Source organism: Mesotoga sp. Brook.08.YT.4.2.5.2., assembly GCF_003351125.1.
Classification (GTDB): domain Bacteria; phylum Thermotogota; class Thermotogae; order Petrotogales; family Kosmotogaceae; genus Mesotoga.
This window is the reverse complement of the sequence record NZ_JPGZ01000027.1, coordinates 1-18,298: the sequence shown is the minus strand read 5'-3', so window position 1 is coordinate 18,298 and position 18,298 is coordinate 1. Positions and strand designations below refer to the sequence as shown.

Below are 18,298 nucleotides of genomic sequence, written 5' to 3'. Positions count from 1 at the left end.
CTCTCTCTTCTCTCGTGAGCAAAGCGAACCTCTCGACAACGCTCTTTCTCGTTTTTTTGTTCAGCCGACGAAGTCGGAACTGGCCTTTGCGAAGCAAAGACTGGCCAGGCGAAGCCTGACTGGCCACGGAAGGTGACTGGCTAGTAAGGTCCCATTTTCTTTCTGCTAATTTTGTCGCCTCCTGCGAAGCAGCATCACTTCCGCCGGCGATCTTACGGCGCATCACTTCCTGCGCAGCAGCATCACTTCCTGGCGAAGCCAGCCATGCATCATGGAACTTGCAACTGAGTATTCACAAAGTGCAAGGAAGCTGATCTGTGGCTTATGAATAGGGGCAAAGTATATAATTACAATATGAGATCACAATGGAGTGTTTGAAATGAATACTTATGCTTTTTTGACGTTTCTTGCAGCGGGTGTATGCTTTGTAATGGCTATACTGTTTTCAAGGCGGAGAGGGATTCTTGAAGCCGGGATTCTAAGCCTCTTGATGTTCTCGATTGCATGGTGGGCATTCTTTTATGCAGTTGAATTGCTCGGGCATGACCTGGAAACAATGAGGCTTCTCAACAAGATCTCATATCCTGGAATAGTATGCACGCCGGTTTTTCTCTTTCTTTTCTCGATGGCAATTCTCGACAAAAGAGAGTGGTTCACCTGGAGAAGGATCTCTTTGCTCTTTGCTGTCCCGGTGGCGGTGCTTGTATCGATGTGGACGAATGAGGTTCACTGGCTCTATTATTCAGTCAGCGAACTGGATCTCAGTGCATCCTTTCCAGTACAGAGACTTGTCCATGGTCCGCTTTTCTGGTTCGGAATCTCTTACAGTTATGTACTGCTTCTTTTGAGCATAATCTTAATTGCTCAGCAATATATTCTTTCGAGAGGGCCTTATAAGGGTCAGCTGAAGATGATTCTGCTTGGGACTTTTTTCCCGGTACTCGTGAATCTAAATTACCTCTTTGGATTTGTCGATTTCGGATATCTCGACATGACTCCGATTGCCTTCACTCTTGCCGGGGTGTTTATGGCGCTAGGTGTTATGAGGTACAGGTTATTTGACATACGACCCGTTGCCAAAGAGACGGTTTTCGAAAGTCTGCCTGACGGTGTGATTATTACTGACGATAGAGGAACAGTCGCCGATATAAATCCTATGGCCTGTTCGATGTTTGGTGTGGAAAGTGAAAGCTCCATCGGACTACATTTCAGTGACGCTTTCAAAGGTATCGAGCCTATTGTGAGCTTTCTTGGTTCCGATCTATCGAAGTCCGATCTAGAGGTGGGAGAGAAGATAGTAGATTCCAGAAAGACGACAATCTTCAGCAAAGGTGGAAAGACAAGAGGTAGCGTCGTTTTGTTGACCGAAATAACGGAGAGGAAGAGAGTCGAAGATGCGTTGCGCCAGAGTGAGGAGAGGCTTGCGCTTGCTGTGAAAGGTGGGAATGTTGGTCTCTGGGACTTCAGAATCAAAGAAGGAGAGCTATCCATAAACGATAGGTACTATCAGATTATGGGTTATTCTACGGGCGAACCGGTTATTGCTTTCCAGAAGTGGAAGGAGCTTGTTCATCCTGAAGATCTTCTGCCTTCACTTGAGGAGATGGACAAATGCTATAGTGGAGAGACAGATCATTTCGAAATAGAATACAGGATGCTTTCAAAGAGTGGTGAGTGGATCTGGGTTCACGATAGGGGAGAAGCTGCAGAGAGAGACAAGAACGGAAGGGCCACCCGTATTCTTGGAACTCACATTGATATTTCTCCCACTAAACAGATTGAAGAGGCTCTCCGCGAGAGCCAGGAGAAGTACAAGAAACTTGCAACTACTGATATGCTTACCGGTGTCATGAATAGATACTCACTCGATGAGCTGTTGAAGACTGAAACGGATCGATCTAAGAGATATGGAATTCCGCTTTCTTTGCTTATGCTTGATCTCGATAATCTCAAGACTATTAACGATAACTCCGGTCACCTGGCCGGCGACGAAGCTCTAAAGGAGATGTGTTCTTTCGTTCAGTCAAATATCAGGAGTTGCGACCATCTGGGAAGATGGGGAGGCGACGAGTTTCTGGTATTGGTTACAAATACGGATCTAGAGGGTGCGATGAAAGTGGCGGAGAAACTACGCTTTGGCCTCAATTCCCTTGAACCGAAAGAATGCGGGAAATTGAGCATAAGCATTGGAGTTTCCACGCTTCTTGATGGCGAGAGCGATTACGACAGATTACTTCGAAGGGTGGATAAGGCCCTTTACGAGTCAAAGAAGAACGGCAAGAACAGAGTTACCTCGCTCATCTAGTTGTGTTTCACAATAGACCTCTTTAAGGATTTGGGTGTATAAGAACCGGAAGGTGATGCATATCGCTTATGTGTTTCTTCAAGAGAGTACCGGGTTTTGTATGTGACCTACCCTTCAGTTCCATCTTCTTCCTTTCACTTCGAAGAAGTCTATCGATTGTAGAGGAACTTATTTCCAAAAGCTTCTGCTTAACTTCTTCCTTCAAAGACAAATGACCATTCTTGATCAGATTCTCTATCGCCTCTTCAATAATCGCTTTGAATCTCTTGCCGCAAGGAAAGTCCAGGATCTCCCATATCTCAACTAGTTTTCTCAATACTTCCAAATCATATTTCTTCTTTCTTCCGCGCCTCTTTGTGAACTTGCTTCTCTTGTTCTTCTTAGAATAACCTCTCCTAAGTTTTAGTGATGCATAGCTCCGGTTGTACTCAGTTAATTCAGTAAATTCGTCAAGGATTCTACTCTTCTCCTTCTTTCCAGCCTTCCTGTACTTCTCTGAGTATTTCTCAATCAATCCAGTCATGTCTATTCTCTTCATCTTCGCCCCTACCTCTTTCAACTTGGCATTCGCGAAGATTATCCCCTTCATCCTTACCTTTCGAGTAGTTTCATTTTTGATGCATCGTTACCCTTTTCAAGTAGATTATTTGTGATGCATATCGAAGAGTTGATTTTGCTCTTGTTATTATGCTAAACTTATTCCAGCGTGACAGAGATGATGAGAAAGTCGTGCCAGTTATGAGGTTGCGGCTTTTTTTATTTTGAGTGATCTTTCCCTGATGTTTGTTAGTCATAGTTTCGTGCAGCAGTTTCTTTCATATTCGGAACAGTGGGGTGATGTATTTGCGGCGCCGAACTCGGGAAGCGCTTACCGGCTGGGCAACTGTCTTACCAGCGTTGGTAGTTCAGGTGATATTCATTTATTTGCCACTTGTGTGGGCTTTCTATGTCTCTTTCTTTAGCTGGAACATGATTAGGCCAATGAGGTATGTAGGATTTCAGAACTATGAAAGACTTTTTTCGTCGGCCGACTTCTGGAACTCCATGAGTGTAACAGGCATCTACATTCTTGGTACGGTCATTCCTTCGGTTATCATTGGGCTCTTACTGGCAGCTCTTCTCAATATTGAATGGATAAAGGGAAGAGGAATCTTCAGGACGCTCTTCTACATTCCGGTTATCACTTCAATGGCCGCTGCTGCAGTAATATGGGGTTGGCTGTATGAGCCGAATTTCGGGTTAATTAACTATTTCCTGTCTTTCTTTGGTATAAAGAACATCAAATGGTTAAGTGATCCGAATTATTCGCTTCTTGCATTGATAATCGTCGGTGTCTGGAAGCGAATAGGTTATAACATGGTTCTCTTCCTCGCCGGGTTGCAGACTATACCAAGAAGCTACTACGAAGCGGCTGAGATAGACGGAGCTACTGCGTGGAGCAAATTCAGGAGGATCACGCTCCCTCTTTTATCGCCGACGACTCTGTTCGTTTTCATTATGCAGTTCATCGCATCGTTCAGGGTGTTCGTCTCCGTTTCTGTTATGACGAGCGGAGGACCGGCGAAGAGCACACAGGTTATTACCTATTATCTGTATGAGAATGCATTCCGTTATCTGAAATTCGGATACGCATCGGCGATTGCTGTTGTTATGTTTGCTATGATGATCATACTCACCCTGTTGCAGTTTAGGCTGAGCAAAAGGAGGGTGCATTATCAATGAGAAGAAAACCTGCCCTGCCGATAAGGCTAATTGTCTACGCAGCGATCGCTTTTGTAGCGGTAATCATCAATCTTCCTTTCTTCTGGATGCTTGTTACCTCGTTCAAAACAGAAGATGCTGCTTTTTCGATTCCGCCAAGCTTTCTGCCGACAATCTTCGACTTGCGGAATTTTGTGAAGGCTTTTGAACTCATTCCACTTGCCAGATATATTGGGAACACGCTCTTTGTAGCTCTTACTGTAATGTTCCTCCAGTTGATCTTTAACTCGCTTGCGGCTTACGGGCTAGCCAGGATAAAGTTCAGAGGAGCCAATATCGTTTTCATGATCTTGATCGGAACTCTAATGGTACCACCTGAAGTTACCATGGTTCCACTTTATGTGTTAGTCAAACAATTCGGTTTCATCGATAAGTACCTGGCGCTCATTGTTCCGTTTATGAGTTCGGCCTTTGGGATATTTCTATTGCGTCAATTCTTCATGGGTATTCCAAGAGAACTTGAAGAGGCAGCAATCATAGATGGAGCAAGCAGAATGAAGATTTTTGTGAGGATTATACTGCCGTTATCCAAGCCGGCTCTCTATACTATGGCTTTATACACATTTCTTGCACACTGGAATGAATATATGTGGCCGTTGATAGTAATTAATGATGCAAAGAAGCAGATGATTCAAGTTGGTATTTCCCAGTTTGTTAGCGGTTGGGAGACTCAGTGGACACTGCGAATGGCGGCCTCCACGACGGCTGTAATTCCGATTATAGTCATGTTCTTCTTTGTTCAAAAGCAATTTGTGGAAGGTATCAGTATTTCGGGGTTGAAAGAGTGACCCAAATTTTGAAAGGGGAGGTTTTTTTTGTGAAAAGAACATTTCTAATCGCACTTCTAGTAGTAGCCGTTGCTGCGATAGGATTCGCTGCACCGGTGAAGGTAACAATGTGGTATGCCCAGACGGGCATATACTCCCAGACACTCCTGGATATTGCAGCGGAGTTCAATGAACTGCATAAGGGAGAGATTGAGGTTGAGGCCGTTTACACGGGAAATTACCAGGATACCATGCAGAAGCTTCTTGCAGCCATGGTAGCTGGTGACGTTCCAAATCTTGCACAGATTGAGCAGGCAAGGATAGGTCAGTTTGTTGACGGAGGTGCATTCCAGGATCTCAATTACTTCATCGAAAGAGATCCAGAATTTGCTGCAACACTCGACGATTTCTGGCCGAGATTCATCCAGGCAAATACCTATGAACAGGGATTGCTTGGGTTCCCGTTGAACTGCAGCACCCCGTTGATGTACATCAACAGGGATCTCTTCAGACAGGCGGGCCTTGATCCAGACAATCCTCCAAAGACCTGGACCGAAGTCTATGCCGCCGCCAAGCAGATAAAGACGTTGGGCGAAAATATCTTCGGTTACAGATTTGGAATCGATGACTGGCTTCTCGAAGCATACATCTGGCAGTTCGGTGGGCAGATCATCTCGGAAGACGGAAGAGAAATGCTTATTTACTCTCCGGAGACAGTAGCGGCATGGAATTTCTTCCAGAAGGGAGTTAGGGAAGGAATATTCATATTCGGAGTTAGCGGCGGAAATGAATTAGACTTGTCTGGAAGAATCGCGATGGTAGTCCGTTCAACCGGTAGTCTCGGTTATCTTATACAGAACGCAAAGTTCGATCTTGGTGCAACTACGATGCCCGGTCAGGTTAAGGAAGTTGTTCCGATCGGTGGAGCCAATGTCTTTATGTTCTCCGCAAGACCTCAGGCAGAGAAGGATGCAGCTTGGGAGTTCCTGAAATTCCTCACTGCTACTGAGAATACGAAGAGATGGTCACTGGCCACGGGTTACATGACCAGCAGAATCTCTGCCTTCGAGTCTCCGGAGATTCAGAAGATCATGACAGACGATCCAAGATTTGCTCTCACTTATCAACAGCTGAGAGACAGCGCTGTTAGGAGACCTTGGTATGGACCATATCCAGAAGTACATGCAATGATAACTTCTGCCTGGGAAGATGCAATGTCTAACCCGACAAAAGACGTTGATGCAATTCTGAAGAATCTACATAAAGAAGCTCAGTACGTACTCGACGACTACTACTTTTGATCCATTGTGAACATGCTGAGGGCAGCGTTGGCTGCCCTCTTTTTTAGAGGTGATGTTATGAAGAAGTTTCTGGTAATTGTTTTCCTCGTTGCCGCCACACTTATCTTTGGTCAAGTTTTCTTTGGAAACATCCACGCACACACTTCGTATTCTGACGGTCAAGGTACTCCAGAAGAAGCCTTCGAACACGCAAGAAATTCCGGTGTTGTTGACATACAGGCAATAACCGACCATGACCACGATCTAAACTACAAATTGCCAGATGGTTCGTGGAAGCTGGATAGGATTATTGAGATGGCAAAGAAGTACACCGTGGAAGGTGAGTTCATCGCCATATCTGGCTTTGAATGGACGTTGACAAGTCGCGGTCATATAACGATCTACAACACGTCGGAATGGATTGATAGAAGCACTACAGACCTTTACGATATTTATCAGTGGATAGTGGATAGACAGGCAACTGCTCAATTCTGCCACCCTGGAAGGAATTACGGTGATTTCTTCGATTTCGAATACTTTCCCGAAGTTGATCTTTATATAAACACTATTGAAGTAGGAAACGGGGCAGGGTCCAATTCGAACAATGTGATTAAGGAAGAGTATTTCGAGAGATATCAGCGAGCACTGAATCGGGGTTGGCACGTGGGAGCCTCTGCCAATCAAGACAATCATCAAAAGCAGTGGGCTACTGTTAATGACGCAAGAACTGCGTTCATTATTGATGAGTTGACTACGGATAAGGTTTACGAAGCTCTCAAGACAAGAAACATCTACGCCACAGAAGATAGAAACGCCTACATAGCATTCGTCACTGAAGGGGCAAAGATGGGCGACATTCTGTACGACATTCATAAGGCAACTCTGCGTGTTGAGTATAGCGATCTCGGGGAACCTGTAAGAAGGGCCGCAGTATACAGCAACAATGGAGTCGTTGAACTTGACGTTTCCGGTGATGAGTGGATCATAGAACTGAACGTTGATAACCCGCTCTCATACAACTGGTACTTCGTAAAGATCGACCAAATCGATGGGAATGAAATCGTCTCTTCGCCAATTTGGTTTCAAAGCAGCACTAACAAATATCTTCTGAATGCGAGAACAATCAGTCCAAAGCCGGTGAAGGGGCTTCCATTTGAAATCGGCTTCGACCTCATCAACTCTCTTCGAGAGGATCAACTGATTTCCGTTGAAGTGAAGAGCGGAGAGAAGACTATTTTGGATAAGGACTATGAAGTCTCTTCTATGACTTGTGCGGAAATAACTGAGACTCTTGAAACGGAAGAAGCGGCCCTAGACTTCTTCGTTGACGGTGAACTTGCATTCAGAATCAACGTTGATTTCGTAAGCTTCTTAACGCACCTGGATACTTCTCACGAGAACTACTTTGTGACTGAATTGAAGCCTTTGACGCAGTTCTTTCTGGAACTCGGGGGTGAAGTGAGACCGGTAATTGGGGAGTTGACGGAGAAAACTACTTTCAGCGGTCAGGTGCTGATTCTTCCCTTGCCTGATTCAGATACTTTCATGAAGGACTTTATGGAGATCTCAGAGAAACAGATCGATTTCATTGTTGATTACGTGGAAAACGGAGGATTGCTGGTCATTGTCCTTGCAAAAAAGGAGATCACTCACTCATCTATAGAGAGCTACAAGTTGCTTTTCGAGAAACTGCCATGGGTGGTTGAACTTGAAAATGGCGGCAGGTCAGTTTCTGGAACGAGTACAGGAAATCTGGAAATCGAGAACGGCGGCGGAGTCGTAATACTTACTTGGGACGAGGCGACTGGAAAGGCCTCAATAGATGAAGGAACAAAAGGGTACATCGAGTTCAAACTGGGTCTGAGATGAAGTGAGGGATTGATTTGTCTATTTTGGAGAGTTTCACACTCGGCGAGAAGGGAAAAAGGATATTCGGAATTGTAGAGTGCCCAGCAACAGGGAAAAGCTTTCCTACGGTCCTTATGTTTCACGGATTTACAGGCGAACACATCGTGTCAACGTTCAAATTCCCTCGATTATCGAGGAGATTGGTCGAGAAGGGGATAGCTACCGTAAGATTCGACTTCAGGGGCTCAGGAGATAGCGAAGGAGAATTCAGCGAGATGTCACCGCTCACAGAGCTGAGGGATGCGGAAGAGGTCTACTCATTCGTCCGGTCACGGGAATGGTGTTCGGACAGACTGGGTGTCGTAGGCTACAGCTTAGGTGGGATGGTCGGCTCACTGTTTGCTGGCAGGCACCCTGAAATAAAAGCCCTTCTTCTCTGGTCTCCCGTCATAATGAACCAGGAGTTCTTCAACCGCAAAGATTACACTTTCGAGTCTGCCGAAGATTATAAGGACGTACTCGGATTGAAACTCGGATCTATCTTCTTCGACGACGGTCGTAGTGTCGACGCTTCGGAAGAATTGAAAAGCTATGACGGAGATCTTCTCATAGTTCACGGATCCGACGATGAATCAGTACCATATCTTCCTGTCAAGAAGTATGCCTTTGACAGAGGATTGAAGCTCCATACGGTTGAGGGAGCGAATCACAAGTATCAGAGAATTGATTGGATAGAAGAACTCTTTTCAGTTTCCTCTGAATTTCTAGCAAAGACACTTTTGTAGCGGGCGTTACTCGCCCGCTTTTCCGATTATCTGGCTCCGAATTTCTTCAAGAGCGTCGTCCACGATTCCTTCTTCTGTCCGGAAGACAAGGTTCTTATCTTGAATCTCGGGAATTACCAATCCCTGCCTAGAAAGTGCCGCAAGGATATCGATCGCCTCATGGGGATGAAGGTCGCATAATTCAAGAATACTGGAGACACTTTGTCTTGACTGCAGAAGAAGATGAAGAAGATCGAGCGATTTCCGTTCAGCCATGGCACCGGCCAGACTGGCACCGCTTCCCGTCTCAAACAGAAGACTCCTCCTGCTTATTCTGTCGACGCCTGCAAGTGAGATAATCGCATTCCTTTCGGGAACATCGATTGTAATCACCGAACCTCCGAGCGACGCCGAGATGTAGAGCCTGATTTTTTCTACTGACAACGACTTGGTTTCGATACCCAGTAGAAATGGAATGAAGCTGCTTCCGAGACTATTCAGGTTCTCATTGACGAGATTTGCTGAACTATGGATGATTTCCTCAAATCCCCGAAAAGAATCCAGCTTGCTCCTGGCATATTCAAGCAATTCGATGAAAGACCCAGCAGTTTCAGCCTGGTGTTGAAGCATCTCCAACGCTTCGTATCTATCTGAGGAAGGAAGATTAGAGATAGAAGAAACGTACCCAAGAGCACGTCTTTCATCTTCCTCGAGAGATTTCACGAAAACATCTGTGGGCTCTCCAGGACTCTCAAAATCATCGCAAAGAAACATAGAAAGGAGTCTTTCGGGCGAAGTCTTTCTGATAATCGCGACAAGATCTGAAGGAGAGGGCGAACCATCCATAAACAGGTAAGGGACTATCCTGAGACCCAGGAACCCCTCCCAGCTGAAGAACTTTCCGAGCCACTCAAGAGATTTGCGAGAGATCGAAAGTCGCGCATTGAAGACCAACTCCGAAAGCTGTTCGTATGACTCACCATCGTTATGGGCCATTTTCTCATGATTATTCACTCTGAATAAAAACAACAGGAGCTCGATGCCGCTTCCTTCAGCAACCGTTATCTCCAACGCTCAACCTCCAGGCAATGCTTGGCCATACTGTTCAGGATCAATTGTCAGCAGGGGCCACGACACGTCTACAAGACTGGTCATCTAACCCTATTCAATTATGCCTTATCTTATTGTATGGAGTCTATTGTCTGCGATTCCTTTCAGAAGAGTTGGAATAATCACCGACGACTAACCCCGTACCACATGAGAACAGGCCTCCGTTGACCGTCCAAGAGCACGGATCCGTCCTCTGATAAGATCAATCGAGAAAGAGCATTGTCGAGACGTTTGCTACGCTCACGAGAAGACGAAAGAAAAGCAAGTCACCTTCGGTGAGGCCAGTTCCGCTTCGCGGGCTAAGAGCCGCTGTGCGCTGTGAAAAGCCAAGAAGCAAAGTAGAGACTGACAGGTTCCTTATGTCCCTTTTCCGCGTGAATCGAGATTCTGACCAAAAGCATGTCAGATGACGGGATGAGGTGTATTCCGAATAACCCAAGACTGTCATCCCGTGATGCCTTTGCACGGGATCTCGAATCTAAGAGCCGCTTTTCGCTGTACTCTTGAGAGAGCCGCTGTGCGCTTAAGAGCGGAGAACCCGCTGATCGCTGGAAGAGCCGCTGTACGCTTAAGAACATGAACCCGCTGATCGCTGTAAAGACAACGTTGAACCCAACAAAAGCTTCCCCGCGAAGCTTCTGAATCCTCCCGCTGAAAGCGGCATCACTTCCCCGGACGTTTCTCCGGGCATCACTTCCTCGCGCCAGCGAGCCTCACTTCCCGACGCAGTCGGTCCCGCCTCCTGCCGAAGGCAGCCTTGCGTCCACCGATGTTCTTCGGCTCAGTATCAAAACGTTTCAAGCTGCGAGAGCTGCTTCTTGAGATAGTAACCGGTGTGACTCTGTCTATATTCCGCAACCTCTTCTGGCGTCCCGCAAACCACTATTTCTCCGCCGTGCGCCCCGCCTTCAGGTCCGAGATCTATTATGTGATCTGCATTCTTCACCACGTCAATGTTGTGCTCAACAACTACCACTGTATTGCCCATTTCGACGAGTCGCTTCAGTACTCGAACAAGCTTGGCAACGTCATCGAAGTGCAATCCGGTAGTAGGTTCATCAAGGATGTAGAAGGTCTTGCCGGTGGATTTCTTCTTCAACTCAGAGGCGAGCTTAATCCTCTGTGCCTCTCCTCCGGAAAGGGTAGTGGCCGGTTGTCCGAGGCGTACATATCCCAGACCTACATCATTCAGAAGTGAGAGAATTCTGTTCAACATTGGGATTCGCTCGAAGAAATCAGAGGCTTCCTCTACGGTCATGTTAAGAACATCAGATATCGTCTTCCCTCTGTAGCGTATCTCCAATGTCTCCTTGTTGTATCTTCTTCCCTTACATACATCGCACTCGACATAGACATCGGGGAGGAATTGCATTTCGATTTTCAACAACCCGTGGCCCTGACAGGCTTCGCATCGCCCGCCTTTCACATTGAAGGAAAAACGTCCCTTGCTGTAGCCTCTCGCTCTTGACTCTTGAGTCTTTGCAAAGAGATCCCTAACATGATCGAAAAGCCCGGAATAAGTTGCGGGGTTCGATCTTGGAGTTCTTCCGATGGGGTTCTGATCTATGACAATGACATTGTCAACTTCTTCCCATCCCTCTAGTTCCGCTAGCTTCTCACCGGTAGAGTTCGATCCTCCAAGAACACTCTTAAGTGATGGATAAACGGTATCCATTACCAGAGAGCTTTTGCCGCTCCCTGAAACACCGGTTACCGTTATGAACTTGCCTAATGGGAATGAAACATCGATGCCCTTGAGATTGTTTTTTGTGGCGTGTTTGACGGTAAGATGCTTTCCGTTTGCGTTAACGGGCACTTCGAATCTGGGAACGGAAAGCTCGCCATTAAGATACTTGCCGGTGAGAGAACGATCAGGCGGATTGCCGAGCAACGCCTGGGTGGTCCCCTGGTAGACTATCTCTCCCCCATGAACGCCCGCTCCAGGCCCTACGTCCACAATATAGTCAGAACTCCTTATGACTTCTTCATCGTGCTCCACAACTATAACAGTGTTTCCTAGATCTCTGAGATTCTTCAGAGTCTTTATAAGCCTGTCGTTGTCTCTAGAGTGCAAGCCGATTGTCGGCTCATCAAGAACATAGGTTACGCCGGTAAGCCCGGAGCCTATTTGAGTCGCGAGTCTGATTCTTTGCGATTCGCCGCCGGAAAGCGTCATAGCGTATCTAGATAGCGTGATGTAATCAAGCCCCACATCAACAAGGAATTTGAGCCGCTTCTCTATCTCTCTGAGGAGTTCCCCAACGATCTCGCGCTGATAATCAGTCAATCTGATCTCTCTCATGAAGTCGTAGATCTCCTGGATTGTCATTTCCGATAGACTGGCAATGTTCAGATTTCCTAGAGTTACGGCGAGAGCCTCGGGTCTCAAACGCTGGCCATTACATTGAGTGCAGCCTTGCTGTACCATGAAGTTGCTCTCCATCCAGTAACGCATGTCTTCAGATTGAGTTTCCTGATATCTTCTATTGAGGTTGTTTATAACTCCTTCATACGGTCTCTTCAGCTCATATGTCAGGCGATCGGAATGATACTTCATGGAGATGTCTCTGCTGGTTCCGAAAAGGATGGCTTCCTTGATGTCCTCTCGTAGATCCTTGAAAGGTTTTGCCGGGTCGTCTCCGAGAGACTCTATTACTCTCACAATCATCTTCAGGTTGAAACTGTCCCTGTTGTTGGACATCGTCTTCACCGCTCCCTTGAGAACGGTGAGGTTTTCATCAACAACAAGATCTTTCGAGAACTCCATCGTATAGCCCAAACCGTGACACTTTGGACAGGCACCGAATGGATTATTGAACGAAAAGATCTTCGGCGAAATTTCCGGCAAGCTTATACCGCAGTCAGGGCACGCGAAATTCTCGCTGAAGACCTTTCTCTCTTCTGAATCAACCAGGCCTACTTCCACAAAGCCATCGCCCTCATGAAGAGCCATTTCAATACTGTCAGCAAGTCTTGAGGCGTTTTCCGCGTCTACCCTAAGTCTATCAACGACGAGGTTTATCGTGTGCCTCTTATTCTTGTCCAGTTTCAACTCTTCCTCAAGATCATATGTCTCACCGTCAATCTCCACCCTGACGAACCCTTTCTTTCTGAGAGCTTCGAGCTCCTTCTTGAACTCTCCCTTCTTCTCGTTTGCTACGGGAGCATATATGGCTATTCTGTCCTCTTCACCGTAATCCTTCAGAACTCCCTCGACAATCTCATCGAGACTTTGCTTCTGAACCTCGCGCCCGCACGATGGGCAGTGAGGAACTCCTACTCTTGCGTAAAGCACCCTGAGATAATCATGTATCTCTGTAACCGTTCCGACTGTAGATCTGGGGTTATGACTGACGGTCTTCTGTTCAATAGCGATAGCCGGAGAAAGGCCTTCGATACTCTCGACATCCGGCTTCTTCATCTCCCCAAGAAATTGTCTTGCATATGTGGAAAGAGATTCAAGATACCTTCTCTGTCCCTCTGCATAGATAGTGTCAAGAGCCAGCGAGGATTTTCCCGAGCCGGAAAGCCCCGTAATGATTGTTAAAGAGTTCTTGGGGATAGCTACGTTTACATTCTTCAGATTGTGTACCCTGGCGCCTCTAACATATATATACCTATCCATCATTACACTCCTGTACAAGCTCTTCTAACTCATGGCAGATTTGTTCTACTTCCAACTGCTCAATACCCTCCACCATTACTCTTACGTACGATTCGGTTCCCGAAGGTCTTAGAACTATCCGCAAATCGTTTCTGGTCTTGAGTTCTTCAAGCCTGTCCTTCAGCCTTGCGTTTTCCATGATTGCCTTTTTGTCGGTAACAGGGACGTTCCGAAGCAGCTGAGGATAAACAGGAAAAGACTGAACGAACTCATCAAGTGTTTCGCCAAGTTCTTCAAGAGAATTCAGTGTTTCGAGAGAAGTTATAAGCCCGTCCCCCGTCGTGCTTCTATCTAGGAAGATGATATGTCCGGATTGCTCTCCGCCAAGGATGACTCCGGTTTTCAGCATTCTTTCCAGAACGTACTTGTCGCCTACTCTGGTTCTATCCAGCAAGATGTCTCTGGAAGTGAGATACTTCTCAAAGCCCAGATTAGACATGACCGTCGCAACGACTCTATTTCCTTTCAGCCTTCCCTGTTCGACCATCTTTCTCGAATTCAGAGCCATCAACATATCGCCGTCAATCAACTTCGAGCCAGGAAGAACGAAGAGACATCTGTCGGCATCGCCGTCGAATAGAACACCTACCTGCCCCAGACTGAGCGATTTTCCTAGGAACTCAGGAAATAGCGAACCACACTGGTCGTTTATGTTCAATCCGTTTGGATCGATCCCTCGTAACTCCGCAACTATACCTAGGCTTTCGTATACCATAGATATTACTGTAGAAATCGAGCCATTTGCGCCGTCAACAACTATCCCGTCCTTGGGAAGTCTTTGATTCTTGTAAAGACTAACCACATAATCGACGTACTCATCTTTGTAATGATCTACTTGCCTCGTCTTGCCCACTCCGGAGTAGACCGTGTAATGATACGGGGTATCGATAATCAGGTTCTCTATCTCAACCTCGTCCTCGTCCGAAATCTTCATTCCTTTGGCCAGTACCTTTATTCCATTATATACAGCGGGGTTGTGAGAAGCGGAAATAACTGCGCCTAGCGTCTGTTCCTTCTTGGTGATATATGCTAGCGCGGGAGTAGGGATAACCCCTGCAAATTCAACGTTCATACCCGCTGAGGCCGCGCCGGCAGCCATTGCGCTTTCTAGAAGGTCACCGGAGTTTCTCGTATCTTTAGCTATGATAAACCTGTTGTACTTTCCAAGGTAGTATCTTCCAATTGCGTTGCCAAGCTTCATGGCAAGTTCGGGCGTAAGCTCTTCGTTAATAACACCCCTTATCCCATCGGTTCCGAATAGCTTCTTCATCAAACCACCCCCAAATATAAACATTTCTATACCTATGGTTTAGTTTACCACAGAATCTCGTTGACAACTTAAAGTATGATCTATATAATTGCACTGTTGGAGAGATGGCCGAGCGGTCGAAGGCGTACGCCTGGAGAGCGTATGACGAGCACAACTCGTCCGTGGGTTCAAATCCCACTCTCTCCGCCAGAAAAACACCCGTCTTTCCGACGGGTTTTTCCTTAGGTAGAGCACTTTCTTCAGAACCTATCTGAAATGGAGGCGAGATGGGAGAACGATCGATAAACATAAGACTGAACAGGGCGCTTGGACAGAACTTTCTCAAATCTGCAAAGATATCCAGGAGAATCGTTGAGTCGGCCTCACTGGATCCTTCTTTGACCATAGTTGAGATTGGTGTTGGATCAGGCTCGCTCACTTCAATCTTACTGGAATTGGGGTATACCGTGATCGGTTTTGAGATCGACACGAGGTTTGTCGAGGGAAACAAAAGACTTGAAGGAGAAAAGTGCACTTTGCGATACGAGGATTTCCTCAAGGCAGATCTATCGTCGCTGCCGGAACCGGCCGCTTATGTCGCCAATATCCCGTACTACATAACCTCTCCGATTATAGAAAGAATCATGTTTGAAGGGCCGGATTTCGTCAAAGCCGTGCTAATGGTCCAGAAAGAATATGCAGACAGACTGATCGCAACACCGCGAACGAAGGAATACGGTATACTGACGGTGAACGTCAATACATTTGCAAGTGTGAGCGAGCTTTTCCAGGTTTCGCGAAAGGAGTTTATCCCTCAGCCGGAAGTCGATTCCATGGTCATTGAGCTTTCGCTCTTGGATGAACCGCCGATTGAAAGAGAAAGAAGAGATGCCTACAGAGGCTTCGTCAGGCAGTGTTTTTCTCAAAGGCGCAAGAAGCTCAAGAACAACCTGAAGGGCCTCGTAGATTCTCCCGAGAGCCTTCTAAATGCTTCCAAAATCGGGCTTGACGTTAGGGCTGAAGAACTGGATGTTGAGGACTTCGTAAGGCTCTTCAGGAACATATATCCCGAAGGTGGCGTGAACCCGAAAGTGGGCGAGTGATGGAAAGAGAGCTTTTCGAGAAGATACTGAATTCACTTATCGAGGGGATTATTGTCGTCGATTCAGACGAGACAATTGCTTTCATAAACGATGAGGCGGTCGATATTCTGGGTGTAGACGGCGAAGAAGCAGTCGGAGCTCCTGTACGGGAGACTATTCCGAACACCAGGCTTCACATAGTGCTGAAGACCGGAAAAACAGAACTGAACAGAATTCAGTATCTTGAAGAGAAGACCATAGTAACATCGAGATTCCCAATCGTTAATGCGAAGGGAGAAGTACACGCTGCTATGGCCGTCTTTCGCGACATAACGAATGTAGAGAGAATGGCCGAAGAGGTAATTAACCACAAAGAAATGGAAGTGCTTCTTACCTCGATCATAGATGCAATATATGACGCGATTTCCGTTGCGGATGAAAAGGGAAAGATTGTTCTTGTCAACAAAGCTTACACCAGGATAACCGGGATGAGCCCGGACTATGTAGTTGGAAAGATGGCCACCGTGGACATAGCAGAGGGTTCATCTCTCCATCTTGAAGTAGCCAGGACGAGAAAACCAATATACAATGCAAGACTCAAGGTAGGGCCAAACAGGAAAGAAGTGGTAGTAAACGTGACGCCGCTCTTTGTTAAGGGACAATTTCAGGGTAGCGTTGGCGTGATTCACGACATATCTGAAATCGAAAGGCTCGCCAGGGAACTGGAGGACACTCGAAGGCTTCTTCGTTACGTGAAGGCCAAGTACACCTTCGACGACATAGCGGGGTCCTCGAAACTAATGCAGGTAGCAATAGACCAGGCGCGAAAAGTATCGACAACAAGGGCGACGGTCTTGCTTAACGGCCAGAGCGGAACGGGAAAGGAGCTCTTTGCTCACGCCATTCATAATTCTAGTGAAAGGAAGGACGCAAGCTTCATAAGTGTCAACTGTGCCGCATTACCTGAAAGCCTTCTTGAATCCGAGCTGTTTGGCTATGTTGAAGGAGCTTTCACAGGTGCCCGCCGTGGTGGTAAGAAAGGTCTGCTTCAAGAGGCAGACAAAGGAACCGTCTTTCTAGATGAAGTCGCGAAAATGAGTCTTTCGGTTCAGTCCAAATTCCTGAAGTTTCTTCAGGACAAAGAGATAAAGCCTGTTGGTGGAAACGAAACGGTCAAGCTGGATGTGAGGGTCATTGCGGCGACAAATGTCAGCCTTGAGAAACTCGTTGCGGAAGGCAACTTTCTCCCCGATCTCTATTATCGCCTGAATGTCGTCCCTATTGTAATCCCCGCCTTGAAGGAACACCCCGAAGACATTCCCGAAGTAGCCAGGCTGATTGTAATGAGGTTAAATCAGGAGTATGGAAGAGTGGTAACAGCCATCGATCCGGCCGTTATCTCTATCTTTAAAAAGCACGATTGGCCGGGAAATGTTAGAGAGTTGGAGAATGTCATCGGCAGAGCCATGATAAGTATGGAGCTGGATGAGAAGGTAATAAAGGTTACTCACATAAAGGGAGTCTTTGAAAATCACGAAAAGCGTAGTCAACTCCCGGAGGGAAAACTCTCCGTGCTAATGGATGGCTATGAAAGAGAGGTCATAAAGGCTGTGCTTGACAAATGCAGCTGGAATAAAACAAAGGCCTCAAACGAACTCGGGATAAGCATAAGGAGTCTATACTATAAGCTTGAAAAACACGGTCTCGCTGACAACCAAACGGACCGATGATATACTTATCATTGGGGGCGAAACGGTTTCGACGGGGTCAATGAACTTGAAGGAGCGAGCCGAGGTCCCGGAGCCGCGTCAAAAAACCGGACAAGCAGAAATGCCAATAACGAATTTGCACTTGCTGCTTAATTAATAAGTAGCCGTCCGAATAGCTTTTTGGTCTGGTGGGCTATGAAGGGCGTCAGAAAATCGGACCTTACCCGTGGATCTGCTCCGAATTCTCGGGGACATATAGGAGCTTGGACAGTCGGACTCTGCCTGTGAAGTCTTGACTGTTGACGATGATCACAGGCTGCGCTCGGAGAGCCTGCAAGGAATTTGGTTTCGGACGCGAGTTCGACTCTCGCCGCCTCCACCAACGCAATACATCGCGTCATTTGATCATTGCACCGGTGCGAGACGATTATGGAAGTTGACTGTTTGCCCCCACACTTTTAAGAGTGTGGGGTTTCTCTTTTAAGCCGATCCTAGTCTAGTGAACTAGATTCAACTTTTACAGAAGGAATCAGAAGACCACTAAACTGAAGTTCCCCGACAGAGAATGAATGAAAGACTTTCTCAGAGAGGAAAAAGACACATGAACGTAGTGAGAGTGTAGACAGTGAATAGTCAATTTGTAATTGACTTTGCTCTTTTCTTTGTGCTATCATTCTGTTATGAATAGCAAACCTAAAGGCCTTTATTTAGCTAAGATTGCGAGTAAGTACAAGGACAGAGAATACTTCACTTATCTTC

11 protein-coding genes, 1 tRNA gene, 1 other RNA gene and 1 pseudogene are annotated in these 18,298 nt (G+C 46.6%); 10 read left to right on the top strand and 4 right to left on the bottom strand.

Translation table 11 applies throughout. From position 1 onward, the window contains the following. The first annotated feature begins 379 nt into the window (after positions 1-379). Entirely contained in the window at positions 380-2,305 is a 1,926-nt protein-coding gene (locus Q502_RS06520; RefSeq protein WP_243392270.1) for a histidine kinase N-terminal 7TM domain-containing protein, read from the top strand. 52 nt (positions 2,306-2,357) lie between these two features. On the opposite strand, the pseudogene Q502_RS06515 reads toward Q502_RS06520, so the two are convergent. Next, positions 2,358-2,828, bottom strand: a pseudogene (locus Q502_RS06515) (ISNCY family transposase); the annotation flags it as partial. Positions 2,829-3,148: 320 nt separating this feature from the next. Between Q502_RS06515 and Q502_RS06510 the strand changes: the two are divergent. The 5 genes from Q502_RS06510 to Q502_RS06490 are packed head-to-tail and all read left to right on the top strand — an operon-like array spanning position 3,149 to position 8,746. Then, the gene (locus tag Q502_RS06510) at positions 3,149-4,027 is read left to right on the top strand and encodes a carbohydrate ABC transporter permease (protein ID WP_181815878.1); all 879 of its coding nucleotides are present in this window, start codon (positions 3,149-3,151) and stop codon (positions 4,025-4,027) included. Then, a complete protein-coding gene (locus Q502_RS06505) occupies positions 4,024-4,854 on the top strand; it encodes a carbohydrate ABC transporter permease (protein WP_099829463.1) in 831 nt (276 codons plus the stop codon). Before Q502_RS06510 ends, Q502_RS06505 begins: the two co-directional genes overlap by 4 nt. 29 nt (positions 4,855-4,883) lie before the next feature. Then, on the top strand, positions 4,884-6,134 hold the full coding sequence (locus Q502_RS06500) for an ABC transporter substrate-binding protein (protein WP_099829462.1): 1,251 nt from the start codon (positions 4,884-4,886) through the stop codon (positions 6,132-6,134). A 57-nt stretch (positions 6,135-6,191) separates the two neighbouring features. Next, positions 6,192-7,982, top strand: coding sequence for a CehA/McbA family metallohydrolase (locus tag Q502_RS06495; protein ID WP_099829461.1), 1,791 nt, complete (start codon positions 6,192-6,194; stop codon positions 7,980-7,982). Between the two features lie 14 nt (positions 7,983-7,996). Beyond that, the gene (locus Q502_RS06490; RefSeq protein WP_099829460.1) at positions 7,997-8,746 is read left to right on the top strand and encodes a S9 family peptidase; all 750 of its coding nucleotides are present in this window, start codon (positions 7,997-7,999) and stop codon (positions 8,744-8,746) included. Between the two features lie 6 nt (positions 8,747-8,752). Here Q502_RS06490 and Q502_RS06485 read toward each other — a convergent pair whose 3' ends face one another. The 3 genes from Q502_RS06485 to Q502_RS06475 form a co-directional block, all read right to left on the bottom strand. Beyond that, positions 8,753-9,796, bottom strand: coding sequence for a hypothetical protein (locus Q502_RS06485; protein WP_099829459.1), 1,044 nt, complete (start codon positions 9,794-9,796; stop codon positions 8,753-8,755). 826 nt (positions 9,797-10,622) lie between these two features. Beyond that, entirely contained in the window at positions 10,623-13,460 is a 2,838-nt protein-coding gene (gene uvrA / locus Q502_RS06480; protein ID WP_099829458.1) for an excinuclease ABC subunit UvrA, read from the bottom strand. After that, positions 13,453-14,769, bottom strand: a complete 1,317-nt coding sequence (locus Q502_RS06475) for a phosphoglucosamine mutase (RefSeq protein WP_099829457.1) — start codon at positions 14,767-14,769, stop codon at positions 13,453-13,455. The genes uvrA and Q502_RS06475 overlap by 8 nt, the downstream gene beginning before the upstream one ends. 98 nt (positions 14,770-14,867) lie before the next feature. Between Q502_RS06475 and Q502_RS06470 the strand changes: the two genes are divergently transcribed. The 4 genes from Q502_RS06470 to ssrA all read left to right on the top strand — a co-directional run bounded on the left by Q502_RS06470 (position 14,868) and on the right by ssrA (position 17,921). After that, positions 14,868-14,958 (top strand) — tRNA-Ser (locus Q502_RS06470). A gap of 77 nt (positions 14,959-15,035) precedes the next feature. Beyond that, positions 15,036-15,851 (top strand): 16S rRNA (adenine(1518)-N(6)/adenine(1519)-N(6))-dimethyltransferase RsmA, encoded by an 816-nt coding sequence (gene rsmA, locus Q502_RS06465; protein WP_099829456.1) that lies wholly within the window; start codon positions 15,036-15,038, stop codon positions 15,849-15,851. Beyond that, positions 15,851-17,560, top strand: a complete 1,710-nt coding sequence (locus tag Q502_RS06460; RefSeq protein WP_099829455.1) for a sigma-54-dependent Fis family transcriptional regulator — start codon at positions 15,851-15,853, stop codon at positions 17,558-17,560. The genes rsmA and Q502_RS06460 overlap by 1 nt, the downstream gene beginning before the upstream one ends. A gap of 13 nt (positions 17,561-17,573) precedes the next feature. Beyond that, positions 17,574-17,921, top strand: a transfer-messenger RNA (tmRNA) gene (ssrA, locus tag Q502_RS06455). Positions 17,922-18,298 lie beyond the last annotated feature (377 nt).